The 19,542-nt window shown below is 61.1% G+C and carries 17 protein-coding genes; 13 read left to right on the top strand and 4 right to left on the bottom strand.

What is annotated here, in order from left to right:
* Positions 1-38: 38 nt before the first annotated feature.
* From araD to IFT66_RS17355, 6 genes are all read left to right on the top strand, one after another.
* Positions 39-1,775: an L-arabinonate dehydratase gene (gene araD / locus IFT66_RS17330; protein ID WP_192078349.1), complete on the top strand. Its 1,737-nt coding sequence runs from the start codon at positions 39-41 to the stop codon at positions 1,773-1,775.
* A gap of 20 nt (positions 1,776-1,795) precedes the next feature.
* On the top strand, positions 1,796-2,506 hold the full coding sequence (locus tag IFT66_RS17335) for a ribonuclease activity regulator RraA (protein ID WP_062577750.1): 711 nt from the start codon (positions 1,796-1,798) through the stop codon (positions 2,504-2,506).
* Between the two features lie 363 nt (positions 2,507-2,869).
* On the top strand, positions 2,870-4,858 hold the full coding sequence (locus tag IFT66_RS17340; protein WP_192078350.1) for a BCCT family transporter: 1,989 nt from the start codon (positions 2,870-2,872) through the stop codon (positions 4,856-4,858).
* Positions 4,859-5,112: 254 nt separating this feature from the next.
* Positions 5,113-6,372 (top strand): DUF2254 domain-containing protein, encoded by a 1,260-nt coding sequence (locus IFT66_RS17345; protein ID WP_192078351.1) that lies wholly within the window; start codon positions 5,113-5,115, stop codon positions 6,370-6,372.
* A gap of 164 nt (positions 6,373-6,536) precedes the next feature.
* Positions 6,537-8,039, top strand: a complete 1,503-nt coding sequence (locus IFT66_RS17350) for a dihydrolipoyl dehydrogenase family protein (protein ID WP_192078352.1) — start codon at positions 6,537-6,539, stop codon at positions 8,037-8,039.
* Positions 8,036-8,653, top strand: coding sequence for a CDP-alcohol phosphatidyltransferase family protein (locus IFT66_RS17355; protein ID WP_192078353.1), 618 nt, complete (start codon positions 8,036-8,038; stop codon positions 8,651-8,653). Before IFT66_RS17350 ends, IFT66_RS17355 begins: the two co-directional genes overlap by 4 nt.
* 17 nt (positions 8,654-8,670) lie before the next feature.
* On the opposite strand, the gene IFT66_RS17360 is transcribed toward IFT66_RS17355, so the two are convergent.
* Positions 8,671-9,279: an RNA polymerase sigma factor gene (locus IFT66_RS17360; RefSeq protein ID WP_062463278.1), complete on the bottom strand. Its 609-nt coding sequence runs from the start codon at positions 9,277-9,279 to the stop codon at positions 8,671-8,673.
* A 154-nt stretch (positions 9,280-9,433) separates the two neighbouring features.
* Here IFT66_RS17360 and IFT66_RS17365 point away from each other — a divergent pair, with 154 nt between their 5' ends.
* The 6 genes from IFT66_RS17365 to IFT66_RS17390 all read left to right on the top strand — a co-directional run bounded on the left by IFT66_RS17365 (position 9,434) and on the right by IFT66_RS17390 (position 15,324).
* Complete coding sequence (locus IFT66_RS17365; RefSeq protein ID WP_342344785.1) at positions 9,434-10,225, top strand: TVP38/TMEM64 family protein; 792 nt, start codon at positions 9,434-9,436, stop codon at positions 10,223-10,225.
* A 35-nt stretch (positions 10,226-10,260) separates the two neighbouring features.
* On the top strand, positions 10,261-10,506 hold the full coding sequence (locus tag IFT66_RS17370) for a zf-HC2 domain-containing protein (RefSeq protein WP_092662804.1): 246 nt from the start codon (positions 10,261-10,263) through the stop codon (positions 10,504-10,506).
* A 96-nt stretch (positions 10,507-10,602) separates the two neighbouring features.
* Positions 10,603-11,823, top strand: coding sequence for an ABC transporter substrate-binding protein (locus tag IFT66_RS17375; RefSeq protein WP_249406482.1), 1,221 nt, complete (start codon positions 10,603-10,605; stop codon positions 11,821-11,823).
* Between the two features lie 42 nt (positions 11,824-11,865).
* Complete coding sequence (locus tag IFT66_RS17380; protein ID WP_192078355.1) at positions 11,866-13,554, top strand: ABC transporter permease; 1,689 nt, start codon at positions 11,866-11,868, stop codon at positions 13,552-13,554.
* Positions 13,554-14,228, top strand: coding sequence for an ATP-binding cassette domain-containing protein (locus tag IFT66_RS17385; protein WP_062577766.1), 675 nt, complete (start codon positions 13,554-13,556; stop codon positions 14,226-14,228). The genes IFT66_RS17380 and IFT66_RS17385 overlap by 1 nt, the downstream gene beginning before the upstream one ends.
* Positions 14,221-15,324, top strand: coding sequence for an FAD-dependent oxidoreductase (locus IFT66_RS17390; protein WP_192078356.1), 1,104 nt, complete (start codon positions 14,221-14,223; stop codon positions 15,322-15,324). Before IFT66_RS17385 ends, IFT66_RS17390 begins: the two co-directional genes overlap by 8 nt.
* Positions 15,325-15,430: 106 nt before the next feature.
* On the opposite strand, the gene IFT66_RS17395 is transcribed toward IFT66_RS17390, so the two are convergent.
* The gene (locus tag IFT66_RS17395; protein WP_446737930.1) at positions 15,431-16,666 is read right to left on the bottom strand and encodes an aminotransferase class III-fold pyridoxal phosphate-dependent enzyme; all 1,236 of its coding nucleotides are present in this window, start codon (positions 16,664-16,666) and stop codon (positions 15,431-15,433) included.
* 258 nt (positions 16,667-16,924) lie between these two features.
* On the opposite strand from IFT66_RS17395, the gene IFT66_RS17400 reads away from it, so the two are divergent.
* Positions 16,925-17,647 (top strand): GntR family transcriptional regulator, encoded by a 723-nt coding sequence (locus tag IFT66_RS17400; RefSeq protein WP_192078357.1) that lies wholly within the window; start codon positions 16,925-16,927, stop codon positions 17,645-17,647.
* Between the two features lie 23 nt (positions 17,648-17,670).
* On the opposite strand, the gene IFT66_RS17405 is transcribed toward IFT66_RS17400, so the two are convergent.
* Complete coding sequence (locus IFT66_RS17405) at positions 17,671-18,666, bottom strand: transketolase family protein (RefSeq protein ID WP_192078358.1); 996 nt, start codon at positions 18,664-18,666, stop codon at positions 17,671-17,673.
* Positions 18,663-19,529 carry a transketolase gene (locus IFT66_RS17410; protein ID WP_062577774.1) on the bottom strand — a complete coding sequence of 289 codons (867 nt, stop codon included), beginning with the start codon at positions 19,527-19,529 and terminating at the stop codon, positions 18,663-18,665. Before IFT66_RS17410 ends, IFT66_RS17405 begins: the two co-directional genes overlap by 4 nt.
* Between the last annotated feature and the right edge of the window lie 13 nt (positions 19,530-19,542).

Below are 19,542 nucleotides of genomic sequence, written 5' to 3' on the forward strand. Positions count from 1 at the left end.
GATCTTGGAAGAGTGCCCTCGCAGCACGGGAGTTTGGAATGGCAGGCAGGAAGACTTACGAAGAACTGCGCTCGGCGCGCTGGATGATGCCGGATGATCAGCGGTCGTTCGGACATCGGTCGCGAACGATGCAGATGGGCTATGCCCCGGAGGACTGGGAAGGCCGGCCGATCATCGCGATCATCAACACCTGGTCGGATGCGCAGCCCTGCCACATGCATTTTCGTGAGCGTGTGGAATGGGTGAAGCGCGGCGTGCTGCAGGCGGGCGGGTTCCCGATGGAGCTGCCGGCGCTGTCGCTGTCTGAAAATTTCGTCAAGCCGACCACTATGCTTTACCGCAACATGCTGGCCATGGAGACGGAAGAGCTTCTGCGCTCGCATCCGGTCGATGGCGCCGTGCTGATGGGCGGCTGTGACAAGACCACGCCGGGACTTGTCATGGGCGCGGTATCGATGGGCGTTCCCTTTATCTTTCTTCCGGCCGGACCGATGCTGCGGGGCAATTATGCCGGCAAGGCGCTGGGGTCGGGCACCGACGGGTTCAAATACTGGGATGAGCGACGCGCCGGCACGATCTCCAAGGAGGAATGGCAGGGGATCGAGGGCGGTATCGCTCGAAGCTACGGTCACTGCATGACGATGGGCACGGCTTCCACGATGACGGCGATCGCCGAAGGCATGGGGCTGACGCTGCCGAACGCCTCTTCCATTCCGGCTGCAGATGCCAACCACCAGCGCATGTCGGCCACCTGCGGGCGTCGCATCGTCGAGATGGTGTGGGAGGATCTGACGCCGGACAAGGTGATCACCCCTGCTGCCGTGAACAATGCGGTGACGATCGCGATGGCGACGGGGTGTTCGACCAATGCGATCATTCACCTGATCGCCATGGCACGCCGGGCTGGTATTCCGCTGGAACTCGACGACCTCGACAGGATCGGCCGCACCACGCCCGTCATTGCCAATATCCGCCCATCCGGCAGCACCTATCTGATGGAAGATTTCTTTTATGCTGGCGGCCTCAGGGCTCTGATGAAGCAACTGGGCGACAAGCTCGATCCGGCGGCGATCACCGTTACCGGCCTGCCGCTGACTGACGGTCTGGATCAGGTGAAGATCTACAACGAGGACGTCATTCGGCCGCTCGACAATCCGGTCTATCATGAAGGGTCTCTTGCCGTGCTGAAGGGCAACCTTTGCCCGGATGGAGCGGTGATCAAGCCCGCCGCCTGCGATCCCAAATTCCACAAGCACCGGGGCCCGGCACTGGTGGCCGACAGCTATGCCGAATTGAAGACGATCATCGACGACCCGGATTATCCGCTGACGCCGGAAACCGTGCTGGTTCTGCGCAATGCAGGGCCGCAAGGTGGGCCGGGCATGCCGGAATGGGGCATGATCCCGATGCCCAAGGCGCTTCTGAAGCTCGGCCTGCGCGATATGGTGCGGATTTCCGATGCCCGCATGTCGGGCACGAGTTTCGGCGCCTGCGTGTTGCATGCCTCGCCTGAAGCCTTTGTCGGCGGCCCGCTGGCGCTCCTGAAGACCGGTGACATGGTGGAACTCGATATTCCCGCGCGCAGCCTCAACATGCTGGTTTCGGCCGAAGAGCTCGACTCGCGTCGCGCCGCCTGGGTGGCGCCGGAACCGCGCTATGAACGGGGCTACGGCTTCATGTTCACCAAACACATCGAGCAGGCCGACAAGGGCTGCGACTTCGATTTCCTGAAGACGAACTTCGGCGCCAAGGTGACCGAGCCGGCGATCAACTGAGCAAGCATCAAGGAGAAACTATGAACCCCGCAACCCGTGACAAACTGATGGGCGTCTCCGTCGCGACGCTCTGCTCGGCGCTCTACAAGCGTGGCCTCAGGAACCAGACGATCCAGGACGTGCGGCCGGTCAAGCCGAAGGGGCGCAACATGGTGGGGCCCGCTTTTACGCTGCGCTACATGCCGGCGCGCGAGGACCGCAATCCCATGACGGTGTTTCGCAACCCTCAGCATCCGCAGCGCCATGCGATCGAGACCTGCCCGCAGGGGCATGTGCTTGTGATGGACAGCCGAAAGGATGCGCGTGCAGCGTCCGCCGGCGATATCCTCATTACCCGCCTGATGGTGCGCGGCGGGGCAGGGGTCGTGACCGATGGCGGCTTTCGTGACGCGATGGTGATCGGCGAACTGGACATCCCCGCCTATCATCACCGACCCTCCAGCCCGACAAACCTCACCCTGCACGAAGCGATCGACATCAACGTGCCGATCGGCTGCGGCGACGTCGCCGTATTCCCGGGCGATATCGTGGTCGGCGACGACGACAGCGTCATCATCATCCCTCTGGAAATCGCCGACGACATCGCAGACGAGGCGGTCGAGATGACGGCCTACGAGGATTTTGTCGCCGAACGGGTCAAAGCCGGCCACACGATCATCGGCCTGTATCCCGCCACGGACGAGAACAATTTGTCGATCTTTGCCGAATGGAGAAAGGCGAATGGTCGGTGAGGGGATGGAGGTCGGGGTCCAGGGTGATGGTCGGCCAAGACCTCTGGAGAAGGCGCTTGCGGAGCTATTTTGCCCTACCACGATGATCGATGGTTGCCGCGCGTTTCAACGCCTCACCGGAGGCCGACATACGCTGTTCGCGAGTAACGACGGCCAAGCTGGAGCACGATTGCAAACTTCGGTCTCGTATCATGTCTCGCCGTCATGGTCGAAGAATGGACATTTGCGATAGGCATCGGCTTGCGTCGTCATTGTGGACTTTTCAGGAGCGCCGCCTAGTTTCCATGAAAAGCGGCCGGATTGGGGCGGGATCGTCCGTCCCAATGATCCGCAAGTCGGAGCGCAGGAGGACAAATCCGCGGTATGAAAAGTTTTGTCATCAACCCCCCGGTTTTCTACGGCTCAGTCATCGTCATCGGTCTGTTTCTGGTGGTCGGCATCGCCATACCCGGGCAAGCGGGCGCTTTTTTTGGCGCGGTGCAGGCATCGATCCTCGGCGCGTTCGGCTGGTTCTATCTGCTTTCCGTCGGCATATTTCTCGCATCCGTCCTGCTGCTCTGTTTCGGCCGCTTCGGACAGCTCAAGCTTGGTCCGGATGATTCCGTTCCCGATTTCCGCTTTCTGTCGTGGATCGCCATGCTGTTTGCCGCCGGCATGGGGATCGGCCTGATGTTCTACGCCGTCGGTGAGCCGATGACGCATTTCATGGCGCCGCCGACGGCCGAGCCGCGTTCGGTCGCAGCCATGCGCGAAGCAATGACTGTGACCTTCTTCCATTGGGGGATCCACGCCTGGGCAATCTACGCCGTTGTCGGCCTGTCGCTCGCCTATTTCGGCTATCGCTACAACCTGCCGCTGACGATCCGTTCCGGCCTCTATCCGCTTCTCAAAAACCGTATCGATGGTCCGATCGGTCACGCGGTGGATATCTTTGCGATTGTCGGCACGATGTTTGGGATCGCCACGTCGCTCGGTGTCGGCGTCTCGCAGATCAATGCGGGTCTCAACCATCTTCTCGGCGTTCCGATCGGCATCGCTGTGCAGTTGCCGTTGATCGCAGTCGTGACCGCGATGGCGACCGTGTCGGTCGTGACCGGCCTCGACAAGGGCGTCCGCATCCTGTCGGAAACCAATCTTATCGTTGCCATCCTGTTGATGATCTTCGTTCTCGTGGTTGGTCCGACCAGCCTGTTGTTTCGGGATTTCGTGCAGAACCTCGGTCTCTATTTCGACACGCTGGTCCTGCGCACATTCAACATCTACGCCTATGAGCCGACGCCCTGGGTTGATGCCTGGACCCTGTTCTACTGGGCCTGGTGGATCTCCTGGTCGCCCTTCGTCGGCATGTTCATCGCCCGCATATCCCGCGGCAGAACCGTGCGGGAATTCGTCGTCGCCGTCCTCTTTATTCCCGCCGGGTTCACCTTCTTCTGGATGACGGTGTTCGGCAATACAGCGATGTTTATCGATACCGGCATCGCCAACGGCGCTCTCGGCGCGGCTATCGCCAATGACGTATCAGTGGGGCTGTTCCGGTTCTTCGAGTATCTGCCGCTGCCGGCAATTACCTCGACGCTCGCGGTTCTGCTGGTGTCAATCTTCTTCATCACCTCGGCAGATTCGGGTGCGCTTGTCGTGGACTCCATTGCAGCCGGCGGCGAGACGAACACGACAACAGGACAGCGGGTTTTCTGGTGCGTTATGGAGGGTTTCGTGGCGGGGTGCCTGCTGCTCGCCGGTGGCCTGACAGCGCTGCAATCTGCCACTGTCGCCAGCGCGCTGCCGTTTGCCGTGATCATGCTCGGTCTTGTCCTTTCGCTGTATCTGGGCATGCGAGAGGACCTTGCACAGCGCGATGCGCACAACGGCGCCACTCTTCCGGCTGCCCAGCCGGCATCCGGGCAGACCTGGCAGCGGAGACTGGCCCTGATGCTGGCCACCGCGACCGAAGCCGATGTCCGTCGCTTCATCGACACGTATGTGCGTCCAGCCCTTGATCAGGTCGCGCAGGAACTGACCTCCCGGGGACGGCATGCGCAGGTGGTCGATGACACGGACGGAGCGATCGTCCTGCGCTCACCCGCACAAGATGTTCGTGACTTTGTCTACGGTGTCACACCCACAAAGCAGCGCGTCGCGAGTTTTACGCCTGTGCGGGCCGGAGAGCCTGAGTTTCGCTTCGAGGCACGAACCTATTTCTCGAGCGGCAATCGCGGGTATGACGTGATGGGGATGTCGCGCGATCAACTCATCAGCGACGTCCTGGCGCAGTTCGAACGCTATCTTCACCTGGTGCATTCGCCGGAGTTTCAGCTGGTCCACAGTGCTCCAGAACATCCATCCGGAATATAGCTGTTATGGGGGGCGGCCTCGTTGCAAGGCGCGCCTGTTACCATAACAGGTCCGACGCTCATCGTAGCGGAAGGCGGTCTGTTCGCAGACGCTTGATCCTAGGTCCCGCGACGTGGGTTGAGCTCCAAAGCGGACACCAACTGTCGCTGAAGACTGACGAGCGACCTGATTAATCCCAACTTGGCAGGCAAAGGCGTACACCTGAGACGTCGACAAGAGACGGCCCGCGATGAGCCAGAAGAGTGAGAATACCGATGACATCACGCTGGGTTTGGCTTTTGTCGAAACTGGTCCGGAAAATCTGGTTTCGGGCAAGTCTGTTTTCCATCCTTGCCATTATCACCGCACTTGTCGCCATCGTCGCCAGTCCGTTCATTCCAGGTGATCTTCCCACGAAGATTGGCGCTGACGCTGTCGATAATATACTGGGCATCATTGCCTCAAGTATGCTGACAGTCACGACATTCTCTCTCAGCACGATGGTGTCGGCCTATTCGGCTGCAACCAGCAACGTCACGCCCCGCGCGACCACGCTGGTCATGGAGGACAGCACGACGCAGAACGTGCTCGCGACCTTCATCGGCTCCTTCCTCTTCAGTCTTGTCGGGATCATCGCGTTGAGCACCGGCGCCTACGGCGACCGCGGTCGCGTCGTTCTCTTTGTTGTGACAGTTGCCGTGATTGTGCTGATTGTCGTCACGCTCTTGCGTTGGATCGACCACCTTTCCAGGCTCGGGCGTGTCACAGAAACGACCGAGAGAGTGGAAAAGGTCACCATAGAGGCGATGCGGTCCCGGCGTAAGCAACCGTATCTCGGCGGAAGCCGGTTAAGCGCTGCAGAGACCATTCCGGCCACGGCGAGACCGGTCTTTGTCGATCGGATAGGGTATGTGCAGCACCTTGATACCGGCGCCCTTTCCGGCATCGCAACCGACGCGAAAGCGCAGATATACATTCACATGATTCCGGGTCAGTTTGTTGATCCGTCGACGCCGGTTGCGTGGATCGACGGCGCCGATGACGCCGAGGAGACAACGGCAATCTCCCGCTGTTTCACGGTGGGCGATACCAGGTCCTATGATCAGGACCCGCGATTTGGCGCTGCAGTTCTGTCGGAGATTGCGTCTCGCGCCCTTTCGGCGGCCACCAACGATCCCGGTACCGCGATCGATGTTCTCACGCGGACAGTACGCGTTCTGGCTGTCTGGAACGAAACGACAGGGGAGGATGAGCATGAAGTGCCGTATCCAAATGTCTACGTGCCGGCAATCAGCCTTGACGATCTGTTTGATGATCTCTTCACACCGATCGCGCGGGACGGCGCCGGCGTTGTCGAAGTCGGGCTGAGATTGCAGAAAGTGCTGCGAATTCTCGCGACGTTTGAACATGATCGCTATCGCGAAAATGCCATACGCCACTCGAGGGAGGCCCTTGAGCGGGCCAAACATGGACTGACTTTGCCGGCGGATTTCGAGCGCGTAAAAGCCGCGGCAGAGGCGGTTGGGGGATTGTAGCTGCGGTTGTTCAAGCGTGACGAGCGAAGCCAGCATCGCGTAATAGCGCTGTTCTGAACGGAAAATCCATTCATCACAGGAAATCTTGATGCAGCCTTGTAACAATGTGGATTCCTGCGCGTCTTCCTGAAGCAACGTATATTGCGGGTGGAAAGACGAAATCTATGGACCAGAACGAGGGCTTTTCCCGATCCACCTGGACGCGGCCGAAGCGTTTCGATCGCAACCTGGTGGTCATTGGCGCCGGATCCGCTGGGCTGGTGTCGGCCTATATCGCTGCCGCCGCCAAGGCGAAGGTGACGCTGGTCGAGGCGAACAAGATGGGCGGCGATTGCCTGAACTATGGCTGCGTCCCTTCGAAGGCCCTGATCAAGAGCGCAAAGGTGGCGCACCAGATGCGCCATGCGGACCATTATGGCCTGGAGCCGGTCGAGCCGAAGGTGCCTTTTTCTGCGGTGATGGAGCGGATCCACAAGGTGATCGCCGAAATCGAGCCGCATGACAGCGTCGAACGCTATACGGGGCTCGGCGTCGACGTCCTGCAAGGCTACGCAAAGCTGATCGATCCCTGGACGGTGGAAATTTCCCTGAACGAAGGCGGCACGCAGCGTCTGACGACGCGCGCGATCATCATTGCGACCGGCGCCCAGGCCTTTGTGCCCCCGATACCGGGCCTCGCCGAAATTGGCTATCTCACATCCGATACCATGTGGGAGCGGCTCCGCGATCGCCCTTCTGTGCCGCAGAGGCTCGTCGTTTTGGGCGGAGGGCCGATCGGCTGCGAGCTGGCGCAGAGTTTTGCTCGACTTGGCTCCGAGGTCACGCAGATCCAGATGGCACCACGGCTGATGATGCGTGAGGACGATGATGCGGCCAGGGTCGTCGAAGCCTCGATGAAGGCGGACGGCGTCAATGTGCTGACCAGTCACAAGGCGGTCGCCTGTGGCGCGGATGCCGGTGAAAAATGGATCGAGGTCGAGAAGGACGGGGCCAAGTTCCGCATCGGCTTTGACGAGATCATCGTCGCGGTCGGACGCGCCCCGAGGCTGAAGGGCTTCGGGCTCGAAGATCTGGGCATCAAGGTCGATCGTGTGGTCGAGACCAACGAATACCTCCAGACCCTTCATCCGAACATCCTGGCGGCAGGCGATGTTGCAGGGCCCTACCAGTTCACCCATGTCGCCGGGCATCAGGCCTGGTTTGCGGCGATCAATGCGCTGTTCGGTGATCTCAAGCGCTTCAAGGCCGATTACTCGGTCATTCCGTGGGCGACCTTCACCGATCCGGAAGTGGCGCGTGTCGGGCTTTCGGAAGACGATGCCAGGCAGAAGAATATTCCGCATGAGGTGACGCGTTTTGGCTTGGACGATCTCGATCGCGCGATCGCTGATGGATCCGCCCGCGGCTTCGTCAAGGTGCTGACCGTGCCGGGCAAGGACAAGATCCTGGGTGCAACCATTGTCGGCGAGCACGCCGGCGACTTGCTTGCAGAATTCGTCTTCGCCATGAAACATGGCCATGGGCTCGGCAAGATCCTCGGCACGATCCATATCTACCCGACGCTGGCAGAGGCCAACAAGATGGTGGCAGGCCAGTGGCGCCGCAATCACATCAACGGGTTTCTGCTCTCGCTGCTTGAACGCTTCCAGACCTGGAGGCGCGGATGATCGACGCCAAGATCCTGCCGCTGCAGAAGGCAGCTCTGCAGCCCATCGCTGCGTTTCTGGCCCATCGTGGGGTTCGTGCAGATCAGATCAGCCTCGTTGGTTTCGGGGGCGGGCTCGGCGCCTTCGCCGCTCTCTGCCTCGGCTACTTTTGGGTGGCGCTTCTGCTGATCCTTGTGAACCGGGCGCTGGACGGGCTCGATGGTGCGGTTGCCCGCCTGCATGGTCCGACGGATCGTGGCGCGTATCTCGACATCGCGCTCGACATGGTCTTCTACGCGCTGATCCCGCTCGGTTTCGCGGTTGCGGTGCCCGAGATCAATGCGCTGCCCGCAGCGGTGCTGATCGTGTCCTTCGTCGGCACAGGCTCGTCCTTCCTCGCTTTCTCGGCAGTTGCGGCGAAACTCTGCCGCGAGGCCCCGGAATTTCCCACCAAGGGCATCTACTACGCTGGCGGTCTCGCCGAAGGCTTCGAGACGATCGCGGTCTTCATCGCCATGTGCCTCTTGCCTTGGCATTTCCCGCTGATTGCCTATGGATTTGCCGCGCTTTGCGGGGTGACGACCGTCATCCGCTGGCGCCAGGGCTGGGTCGCCTTTTCCGGAGATGATCGATGAGCCACGCCGTGTCCCTCTCAGAGATCCGCATTCAGCCGGTCAAGCGCGTTGCGCACCGTCAGCCGCGCTCGGTGCAGAAGTACCCGCATATTGCCCTCGGAAATGTCGAGAAGGGTGCAGACCTCCGCCGGATCGAGCTCCTGCTGGCCGCGCAGGATCAGCACCGCGCGCTGCGCCTGAGGCAGAGTTTCGATGACGGCTTCCACATGCTGCAGAACGCTTCGACCCTCGACATGGCGTTCCGGCGTCAGGTTTTCCCAAAGTGCGGGCATGGTACGCCAGTGGCCGCGCCCGTCGAAAGCGTCGTTGAGGGTGCCGTCGACACCAAAATCGTCGAAGGACACCGTGCGGCCTTCGCGTCTGGCGCGGCTGCGCGCCTTGTTGATCAGGATAGTGTAGATCCAGCTTGCAAGCGATCCGCGCCCCTCGAAGAGATCGATGCGGTCGAGCACTGTGACCCAGGTGTCCTGCGCGACGTCTTCCGCGATGACACGCGAGCGGACGATGCCGTTGCAAAGGCGGATCATCGCGGCATTGTGCCGACGATAGAGCAACTCGAACGCTGCCGCATCCCCCTCGACGAGACGCAGCGCCAGAGCCCGATCATCACAATCAACCTGCGCCATGCTGCCCCCAGCCTCAGCTCAGGCGTCATTAGCAAAACAATCGCCTTCAAAGTCCAGCCGCATTCGATCCTATCAAGCCATAGTGACCACGCGGGATCTGTCGCGTCGGTACATCCGATCCCACAAGGCGTGCCGCAGCTTCACGGAAACCGCCATGATTGACAGCCGTTCCCCACAACACGGCGCGCCGCCGGATGACGAGCCCGCCACCTCGAAGGGCGCTGTCGGCAAAGGTAGCATGTGGCGTTATATGCCCTTGGTCGTCGTCATCGCCGGCCTCGCACTCGGCTATGCCTTCGGCCTGCAGGACTATCTCAGCCTCGGATTTCTTGCCGAACAACGGCAGGCTTTGAGGAGTTACGTCGACACCAATGTCCTCTGGTCGGCGGTCATCTTCCTGCTCGTCTATACCGCGGCCGTCGCCTTCTCGTTTCCGGCAGCGTCCGTGCTGACCATCTTCGGTGGTTTCCTCTTCGGCTGGATGATCGGGGGAGCGCTGGTGGCTGTTGGTGCCACGGTCGGTGCGGCGATCCTGTTCCTCGCCACCCGCTCGGCCTTCGGCGATTTTCTGCGCCACCGGGTTGATGGCGTCATCAAGAAAATGGCGGACGGTTTCCGGGAGAATGCCTTCGGCTATCTCTTCGTCATCCGTCTCGCTCCGGTCTTTCCCTTCTTCGTCGTCAATATCGCGGCTGCCCTGTTCGACATCAGCCTCGGGCGGTTCATAGCCGCCACGTTCTTCGGCATCCTGCCCGGCACTTTCGCCTATGCCTATCTCGGCCAGGGAGTTGACAGTGTGCTGGTCGCCGCGCAGGCGAGCGGAAGGCAAGCGCAGATTTCGGATCTCGTGACGCGCGATATCACGCTCGCCTTCTTCGCGCTGGCGCTGGTGGCGCTGATCCCGACGCTCGTGCGGCAGATCGCCAAGCGCAGGAGTTCGCAATGAGCGTTCACTTTACCACATCCGGGGAGGGCTGAGCCATGTTTCGATGCAATGAAGTGGTCGAGCGCGCCAGCCTTCTGATCGACGGCGATCTCGGCTTCTGGCCGCGGCTCAACATCAGGCTACATCTGGCGATTTGCCGGGGATGCCGGGCCTTCGTCGAACAAATGCGCATTACCCATGAGCTGACTGCAATGGCGGGCGCCACGTTTGATTCGGAGCCAAGCGAGGAGATTGCGGCCGCGCTCGCGCGACGACAAATGGGTCCCGGCAAGAAAGCATGAAACCCGGCGCATCTCGAAGACGTAATTCAAACAGGAGCCGCAGCGCGTCAGCGTCAGGCGGTCGACTTTCAGGGAGTAGGGCACAGAATGCGATTGATGACAGGGATTTTCGCCGCCGCTTTGATGGCAGCCACAAGTAGCTTTCCGGCGAAAGCCGCCGGCCCCGAGCTTTCCGACTGGGCAGCCGTCGAGAAGGCAGCAACCGGCCAGACGGTCTATTTCAACGCCTGGGGCGGATCGGAAAACATCAACGCCTATCTCGAATGGGTGGGCGCCGAGATGCAGTCACGCTACGGGGTGAGCGTGGTGCAGGTGAAGCTTGAGGATACCGCAAGCGCGGTCGCCAAGGTGATCGCCGAGAAAGCCGCCGGCAAGAATGACGGCGGCTCGGTCGATCTCATCTGGATCAACGGCGAAAACTTCGTCTCGATGAAGCAGCAAGGGCTGCTCCTCACCCCCGGCTGGGCAAGCTCGCTGCCCAACTGGGCCTATGTCGATGTCGAAAACCAGCCGACCATCCTCACCGATTTCACCGAGCCGACAGAGGGCCTTGAAAGCCCCTGGGGTGGCGCGAAGATGGTTTTCTTCCATGACAGCGCGCGCACCGAAGCCTTCGCCATGCCGGACAACGCGACTGCGCTTCTCGATTGGGCGAAGAAGAACCCAGGCCGTTTTTCCTATCCCGCGCCACCGGATTTTACAGGCTCGTCCTTCCTGAAGCAGGTTTTGAGCGAGGTGATCGCCGACCCCTCCAAACTGGCGAAGCCGGTCAGCGAAGAGACTTTTAACGCTGATGTCGAGCCGCTCTTTGCCTATCTCGACCAGTTGCATCCGGCAGCCTGGCGTTCGGGCAAGACATTCCCGCAGAACTATTCGGATATGAAACAAAAGCTGGCCGACGGCGAACTGGACATCATCTTCGCCTTCAATCCGTCGGAAGCCTCTGCCGGGATCAAGGCCGGCGAATTGCCCGAGACCGTGCGCTCCTTCGCCTTCTCCAAAGGCACGCTCGGCAACACCCATTTCGTCGCCATTCCCTACAATGCCACTGCGAAGGAGGGGGCGCTGGTGACGGCGAACTTCCTCATCTCGCCTGAAGCGCAGCTTCGCAAGCAGGACCCGACCTATTGGGGTGATCCGACCGTTCTCGCCATGTCAAAACTGCCGGAACCGGATCGTGCCGCCTTCAAAGCGCTCGACCTCGGCGCAGCCACCCTTGCGCCGGACAAGCTCGGCCCCGTGATTGCCGAGCCGCATGCGAGCTGGATGGAGCGCATCGAGGTCGAATGGCGCCTGCGCTACGCCAGCGGAAACTGAGCTGTGACAGCCCCGGCGACCGATCGCTCTTTTTTGAACGGATTGACCGCACTTCTTCCGAGGAGTGCGGTTGCCGTCACGCTTGGCATTCTGGTCTTGCCGATCACCTTCGGGGTCCTCGGCACGTTGCTGCCGGCCTTCGGCTATCTGCCCGCTCTCGGCGGACATGACCTCAGCCTGCAACCCTTTCGAGATCTTGCGGCGACACCGGGTCTGCCAACAGCGGCAGTCTTGAGTGTAGCAACCAGCCTTGCCGCCACGCTGATCTCTCTCGGCATCACGCTGATCTTCGTTGCGAGTTACGCTGGCACACCGACGCTGTCACGCCTGCAGCATCTGCTGTCGCCTCTCCTGGCCGTGCCCCATGCGGCGGCCGCTTTCGGGCTCGCCTTCCTGATCGCGCCATCGGGTTTCTTTATTCGCCTCGTCGCGCCTCTCTTTGGCATTGATCGGCCGCCGGACATTCTTATCCCCCATGACCCGATGGGGCTGACGATGATCGCGGGCCTCGTGATCAAGGAAACACCGTTCCTGTTTCTGGTCACGTTGGCGGCCCTGCCGCAGGTGGAGCTTTCCGCTGCGCGAAGGCTTGCAGCCTCCTTCGGTTATGGGCGTATTGCGGGCTTCGTCTACCTGCTCTGGCCGTCGCTTTACCGGCAGATCCGTTTTGCCGTCTATGCCGTCATCGCCTACTCGTCCTCGGTCGTGGATGTGGCGCTGATCCTTGGTCCCAACCTGCCCGGCACGCTCGCGACCCGGCTCGTCCAGTGGATGAACGATCCGGATCTGTCCGTGCGTTTCCTCGCCTCGGCCGGTGCCGTCCTGCAACTGGGCGTCACCCTGGCAGGATTGCTCTTGTGGTTGATGCTGGAGCGGGTCGCTGCGGTCCTGCTCCGCGCATCGCGGGACAGGGGATGGCGGTTCGTTCGCGACCAGTTGCTGCGCCGCGCGTCGATCCTGGTCGTCGGCCTGATCGGCGGAGCCGTCTTCGCAGGCCTCGCCATTCTGGCCATCTGGTCTGTCGCCGGTCTGTGGCAGTTTCCCGATATCCTGCCGCAGAGTTTTACGCCGAGGAGCTGGATGAGTGCCTTGCCGCGCATTGGCGATCCGCTCGTAACGACACTGGTGACAGGTCTCGCCTCGACGCTGCTGGCCATCCTGCTGACCGTCGGCTGCCTGGAGCGGGAGATTCAGACGGGACGCCGCGTGAGCCAGAAGGCGCTGTTGATGCTCTACCTGCCGCTGATCGTGCCGCAGATCACCTTCGTTTTCGGCCTGCAGCTGCTTTTCATCGGTAGTGGTGGCGGCGATTACAGGCTGACAGCCCTCGTGCTCGTGCACCTGGTCTTTGTGCTGCCTTATGTCTTTCTCTCGCTCGCCGATCCCTGGCGCGCGCTCGATCGTCGCTACGAGATCATTGCGACAGCACTCGGCCGGTCACGGCTGTCGGTGCTCGTGTCGATCCGCCTGCCCATGCTGGTCCGTCCGATCCTGACAGCACTTGCCCTTGGCTTTGCCGTCTCGGTTGGGCAGTATCTGCCAACCCTCCTGATCGGGGAGGGGCGGCTCTCGACCATCACCACGGAGGCCGTCGCTCTAGCCTCCGGCAACAACCGCCGTGTCATCGGAGTCTATGCCCTGCTGCAGACCATCCTGCCTTTCCTCGCCTTCGTGCTCTTCGCGCTGATCCCCGCAGCGCTCCACCGCAACCGCCGGGATATGAGGGTCTGATGATCGTCCAGCGACAGCCGACCAATGGCCTCTCCCTCTCGAATGTGTTGATCCGTCTGGGTGATGTCAGCCTGATTGCGCTGACCGCGGACGTTCCTCCCGGTTCAGTCGTCACCGTCATGGGACCTTCGGGATCGGGCAAATCCACCTTGCTGTCCTTCATCGGCGGGTTTCTCGATCCTGTATTCGACGCCAAAGGGACCGTCTTTGTCGATGGTGTCGATCTCCTGTCGCTGGAGCCGCAAGCCCGTCGCGCCGGGATCCTGTTCCAGGACCCGCTGCTCTTCCCGCATATGTCTGTTGGCGCCAATGTCGCCTTCGCCATTCCGGCAGATGTGCGAGATCGCCGCCAACGCCGGCAGATCGCGGCAGACATTCTCGCCGACATGAACCTTGCAGATTTTGCGGATCGGGACCCGGCCACGCTCTCCGGCGGGCAAAAGGGCAGGGTGGCGCTTGCTCGCGTTCTCGTCTCCCGGCCGAGATTGCTGCTTCTCGACGAGCCCTTCTCCAAGCTCGATATGGAGTTGCGCGCCCAGATGCGAACCCTCGTGTTCGAGCGTGCAAGAACCGCCGGCCTGCCGGTCATTCTTGTCACCCATGACGAAGCGGATGCCGAGGCCGCTGGCGGTCCCGTTCATCGTATTGGCATGAAGGGAGCAGCTCATGACTGAGGCGAACGCGAAAATCCCGGTCGTGCTTCTCGGTGGTGGCCACGCCCATGTCGAGGTGGTGCGCCTGTTGGGGCAGATGGGTCTCGGCGCGCAGATCACGCTGGTTTCGCCATCGCGCTATGCGCCTTATTCCGGCATGCTTCCGGGCCATATCTCGGGGGAATACGGTTTCGACGATTTCCACATCGATCTGGCGACCTTGTGCGCGCGCGCTGGCGGCGCCTTTGCCGAAACCACGGCGACCGCTATCGACCCGGAACGCCGGGTGGTCTCAGTCGCGAGCGGCCAAAACCTCGGCTACGGGCTGCTCTCGATCGATATCGGCTCCACCCCTATACTGCCCGACGGCATATCGGCCGGCATCTCCGTAAAGCCGATCGCAAGCTTTGCCGATCGCCTTGCCCGGCTCGATGCGCTGGCCCCAGAAGGACGGCTCTCAACGATCGCGGTCGTAGGGCAGGGGGTGGCAGGCGTGGAGGTCGCCTTTGCGCTCAGACGCCGGTTTTCCGGACGAGACATCCGCATAATACTCGTCGGACGGGCAGCGGAGCCGGTTCCGGAGCGCAGTCGGCGGGCGCGGCATTTGTTGGAGCGGGAATTGCGAAGGGCGGCCATCGCCCATCACCCCGCGTTCGATGTCGTCGCTTTCCACGACGCTGAACTCATCGCCCGTGATGGGCGGCGGCTCGCAGCAGATCAGGTCATCTGGACGACGTCGAGCGGCGCACCAGGCTTCTTGCGCGAGACCGGCCTTCTCCTCGACCAAAACGGTTTCATTCGCGTGGATGATACGCTGCGATCCCTTTCGCATCCGGATGTCTTCGCTGCCGGCGACGTCGCATCTCTGCCGAGCCCCCGTCCAAAGGCCGGCGTGTTTGCCGTGCGCCAAGGACCGGTCCTGGCCGAGAACATCCGCCGCAGCCTCTGCGGAGAAGCCCCGCTTTCTTATCAACCGCAACGGCAGTGGCTGGCACTGATCTCTCTCGCCGACGGGCGGGCCATTGCCGACAAGTGGAACATAGCCGTGGCCGGCCGCTGGGTGGCCAAATGGAAGCATCGCATCGACTGCCGCTTCATGCGGAAATATCGGGAGTGAAGCGGCCGCCTTGTCGCTATTTCTCGAAGCGAGCCCATTCTGGTTGATCGTTCAGTGCGCCTCGAGCGAGCTGTAACCGTTGCAACGCCGCATGAGGCACGCCGAGCTAATTCGGAGCGGTCTTGGCAACAGTTGCAAATCCGTGCTCGGCGGCTTCGAGAGCGTCGGCGATGTCAGCTTCCGTATGGGCCGCGCAAAGGAACATGTTGTGCCGGGGATGGAAGTACACCCCCTTGGCAAGGGTTGCGTTACAGAACGCATATCCTTTTGCGAAGTCGGCGTCGTCGTCAAACAGAACGGTCGGCATCTGCGCGGGGCCTGACTGACGGATCGATAGACCGAACTGGCGTGAACGTGTTTCCAGACCATCGCGCAGCATTTGACCAAGCCGTGCAATCTTGTCCGGGACGTTGTCGCGGCGGACCACCTTCAGCGTTGCAAGAGCGGCAGCCATCGACACGGCACCAGCCCAGAATGAGCCCGTGACGAACACCTGCGAGGCCGCCTTGCGCAGCCAGTCACTGCCGGTCACCGCCGAAAGGGCGTAACCGTTGGCGATTGCCTTGCTCCAGGCGGAAAGATCGGGACTGACGCCAAGCGGCTCCCAGCTGCCGGCCGTATGAAGACGGAAACCGGTGCGAACCTCGTCGAGGATAACGGCCGCACCTTTGGCGTCGGCGAGCCGTCTTACGGCTCTGGCAAAATCCTGAGTGGGCAGTTCCTGATCAAAACTCATGTCGTGGCGATAGGCCGAGACGACGATCGCGGCAATGTCGTCACCAGCTTCATTGACCGCATCTTCGAGCGATTCAATATCATTGAACGTGTAGTAGGCGAGGTGAGCACGATCTTCTGCCGTTACGCCGATGAGCGACGGAGAGCACCACGGAACTGCGCCGTGATAGGCGCCCTTGGCGACAAGGATTTTCCGCTTACCGGTCGCCGCGCGAGCAACAGTGACGCAGGTTGTAGTCGCGTCGGTGCCGTTCTTCTGGAACATTGTCCAGTCGGCGTGGGAAATAGTATCCACTACGAGTTCGGCCAGTTCGACCATGACTTCAGCTGGTCCGTTGAGGCAATCACCCATGCGCCTCTGGCGTTCGGCCGCCTCCTCGACTTCGGGATGCTTGTGACCCAGGAGATTGGGACCCCAACTGCACATGAAGTCAACATAGCGGTTGCCATCGACATCCCAAAGCAGGCCACCTTCGCCGTGGCTGAAAAACTGCGGATATCTGTCCGGCAGCTTTGCGGCATTCAGGTGTCCCCACATTCCACCAGGAACGACTTTTTGTGCACGTGCGCGCAACGCGGCGTCGTGCATCCTGACCAGCTCTAACATCGAAAACTCCATCTGATAATTTGATATATCATATATGTCGGTAGCAAACAATATTTAATAGAGAAATTCGAACCAGTACCCCTGTCTCGTGCAGCCGACGTATCATAACAAATGGTGAGAGAATCGTGGGAGGCAGGGCATCATCTGCACCCAAATCAACGCTCCGGCCGCCGAAGCTTGAAACAACCTGCGCCCTCCACGTATATTATATATAGTCCGTGGCTTGGTTGGCATGGTTCGGCTGTGATGGGGAATAAGATGAGTGAATCGGATCGGGCGACAGACGCGATTGGTGTTGGACCAGTCGCACGTGATAGCCTCACCGGACTGGTTTACAACAACCTTCGGCAGGCTTTGATGGAAGGGCGTTTCTGGCCGGGCCATCGCTTTAAGATCCGCGATCTGGCTGCAACGATGAATGTGTCCGAAACACCGATTCGCGAAGCCCTAATGCAGCTCGTTCGCGCCAGAGCTTTAGAAATGCAGGCGGGTCGTTCAATCGCCGTGTCCCACATGACCGCCAAGCAGTATATCGAGCTGCGGACGGTCAGGCTGTTCTTGGAGGGCCTTGCGGCGGAACACGCGACGACGCGTGTATCGGAAGCAGACATCGATCGTATGGAGGCCATCCACGCCGAACTGATTGCCGCGGAGCAGCAGCAGCGGTGGTCGGATGCCGTGCGCGCCAACTGGCAGTTCCATCGCGGCCTGTACGAGGGGTCCGAACTGCCGGAGGTCCTGGCCATACTAGACGATATCTGGATGCGCAACGGTCCGCTCTTGAACTTTCACTACCCGAGCGCTCCCCCGACCTACCCGAACGAGCATCAGCACCTCTCCGTCCTCAAGTACTTGCGGCAGCGTCGTGCGGACAAGGTACGCGAGGCCATTCAGGCAGACATGATGGAGGGTGGCCAAAACCTAGTGCGCCTGCTGGAGAAATCCGGCGGTACCCGCTACCTGCCGCCACCCACTCCATGACTCTGCAAAGTTTGTAGCGCCTGTCATCGCTCCTGCTGCGCCAGCGTCTGCCGCACCGTCGCGGCTAGGGCATTTGCGGATAGTCCATATTTCTCGAAGAGAAATGGCGTGGTGCCGCCTTCCGCAAACGTGTCGCGGACGCCGATGCGGCGGAATTTCGACGACACGTCGCTCTCCATCAGCATCTCCGCCACCGCGCTGCCAAGCCCGCCGATGATCGAGTGATTCTCCGCCGTAACCACGAGCGGCATTCGTCGGGCGAGGTCGATCAAGTCGGGATCGAGCGGCTTGATCGTCGACATGTCAACGATCGTCATTTCGACGCCCTCGCGGCTCAGTTCGTCAGCGGCCGACAGTGCGATGTCGACCATCATGCCGCAGGCGACAATCAGACCCTCTCTGCCCTCGCGCAGCACCCGCATCTTCCCGATGGTGAATTCAGACGCGGTTTCACCGGCTCTTTCCGTCCCGTCGGTGCGCTTTAGCCGAAGGTAGACGGGACCGTCATACTTGGCGATCGCGGCGACCGATGCACGTACTTGGTCCGGGCTGCTCGGTTCGATTACCGTCATGTTCGGCAAAGCGCGCATCAGGGCAATATCGTCGATCGCCTGATGGGATACACCAAGCAGTGTCGTCAACCCGGGAATGACGCCGACGATCTTCACGTTGGCGCGTGGATAGGCGACTTGCATTGCCACCTGGTCGTAGCAGCGACGGGTGACAAAGACGCAAAAGCTGTGAACGAATGGGATTTCGCCGGACCGGGCCAAGCCCCCGGCGATGCCGATCATATTGGCTTCGGCGATGCCGACCTGGTGAAAGCGCTCCGGCAACTGATCCCGAAACAGGTCCGTCTCCGTTGGAAGTGTCAGATCCGCCGTCAGGCATACAATCCGTTCGTCGTCGCGCGCGGCCTGCAATAGCGCTTCGCCGTAGTGTTTCCGTGCAGTTGCCGCAGACCCACCACGCGCGTTGAAGTCCAGGACTTCCAGCGATCCGCGATCTTTGCTCTTCATGTGCGTTCCTTTGCGTCAGCAAGTGCGACCAGCGCTTCCTCGGCGACGTCGGCTGGCAGTTTCAGATTGTGTGCGAGGATCCCTTCGAGCGAAGGCACGCCCTTGCCGGCAATCGTTGTGGCCACGAGGCAGGTCGGCCTGTCCCGACCACGGGCTTGATCGAGCGCCGTTAGCAATGCCGGAATATCGTGTCCGTCGATGTTCTCGGATGCCCATCCGAATGCCTTGAACTTCTCGGCAACGGGCTCAACCGATACTACCTTGTCGATGTGACCTTCGACCTGCATGCTATTGTAATCGATGATCAGACAGAGATTGGAGAGACCGGCGCTGCCAGCGTAGAGGGCAGCCTCCCAGAGCTGGCCCTCCTGTAATTCGCCGTCGCCAAGCACCACATAGATGCGGCTGTCCGACTTCCTGCGCCGTGCTGCCAGCGCCATGCCGATGCCAACCGAAAGGCCTTGTCCGAGCGAGCCAAGCGTTGCTTCGATCGCCGTGCCGACCCGCTCCGACGCGTTGACCTCGAATACGGAGCCGTCCTTGCAGTAGTCGCGCACCAGATTTCGGTCGACGAGCCCGCACGCAGCAAGCGTCGCGTAAAAGATCGCAGTGTTATGCGCCGTCGAGAGAAGAAAGCGGTCGCGATCCGGCCACCTCGGGTCGGTCGGATCGATCCGCATTTCGGCGAAATACAGGACGGCAAAGAGATCGGCTGCACCAAGTCCCTGCTGGACATAGCCCTGGCCGGTAGGCGCCACGAGATTGATCACGTCACGCCGGAGTAACCGGGCGATGCGCGCGAGTTCAGCTGCATCACGGATGCGGGCGGCGGGCTGTCGTTCACGGCTGATGGCACTGTTCATCGATAAGGCGCTC

Origin of the sequence: Rhizobium sp. CFBP 13726, assembly GCF_014841925.1 — a bacterium.
Taxonomy (GTDB): domain Bacteria; phylum Pseudomonadota; class Alphaproteobacteria; order Rhizobiales; family Rhizobiaceae; genus Neorhizobium; species Neorhizobium soli.